This window comes from Streptococcus infantis (assembly GCF_019929575.1).
GTDB classification, from domain to species: domain Bacteria; phylum Bacillota; class Bacilli; order Lactobacillales; family Streptococcaceae; genus Streptococcus; species Streptococcus infantis_L.
In genome coordinates this window covers 1-971 of record NZ_JAHZPU010000068.1, presented here as the reverse complement: position 1 = coordinate 971, position 971 = coordinate 1, and the positions used below count along the sequence as shown (strand labels likewise).

Below are 971 nucleotides of genomic sequence, written 5' to 3'. Positions count from 1 at the left end.
GGAAAACGGACTTATCCAGATTCGTCCCCAGCGCGGTAGCTACGTCAATAAAATCTCATTGTCGCAGGTGCGTAATGGTTGCTTCGTCCGCCAGGCGATTGAGTGCGCGGTGGTTCGCCGTGCCGCCGGCATGATTAACGAAGAGCGACTTAATCAGCTGGCACAGAATCTTCACCAGCAGCGTATTGCTGTTGATCGGCAGCAGTTAAACGACTTTTTCCTGCTCGATGATGAATTTCACCAGAAGCTGTCGATTATCGCCGACTGTCAGCTGGCCTGGGAGACAGTGGAAAATATTAAAGCCGCCATCGATCGCGTCCGCTATATGAGTCTGGACCATGTCACCTCTCCGGAGATGCTTCTGCGCCAGCATCATGAGATTTTCACCGCGCTGGAAAAACGCGATGCCGAGGCGGTAGAAAAAGCCATGAGTATCCATTTGCATGAAATCAGCGAATCCGTACTGCTGATTCGCCAGGAGAACCGCGACTGGTTTAGTGAAGAATAAGAGTCAGACGGCTGCCGGCATGGCCGACGCAGCCGTCGTCATTGAAGGGATTATCTAACGACCAATACCGGCGTTTTGGCGTAGCGCAGAATTGACTCGGCGTTGGAGCCCAGCAGATGGGTGGAGATCCCCGGTTTGCGGGAACCAATCACAATGACATCGAACTCTTCGTTGTTACTGATAGCCAGAATTTCGTCACGCACGTTGCCAAAGACTACGCGGGTATGGATCCGCGTCATGGGGATGGCGAACAGTCGCGCCACCTCGCGCATTTTTTTCTCCGACTCTTCTTTCATATAGGCTTCAAACTTACGAATATCCGCCGTAAAACCGCGCAATAGCGAACGGCTGCTGTTCGGCAGAACGTTGAGCAAGGTGATCTCGCCATTTTCGGCCGAAGCGAGAAATTCCGCGTGACGCACCGCTTTATCGCTTAAATCCATTTCAAAGACATCAACAGGCA

At 52.3% G+C, this 971-nt stretch carries 2 protein-coding genes; one reads left to right on the top strand and one right to left on the bottom strand.

Annotated features, from left to right (window positions below; genetic code table 11):
* On the top strand, positions 1 to 508 hold a 508-nt coding region (locus K1I67_RS09675), incomplete at its 5' end, for a GntR family transcriptional regulator (protein ID WP_223339744.1).
* Between the two features lie 50 nt (positions 509 to 558).
* On the opposite strand, the gene K1I67_RS09670 is transcribed toward K1I67_RS09675, so the two are convergent.
* The coding region (locus tag K1I67_RS09670; protein WP_223339743.1) for a universal stress protein at positions 559 to 971 on the bottom strand (413 nt) is incomplete at its 5' end.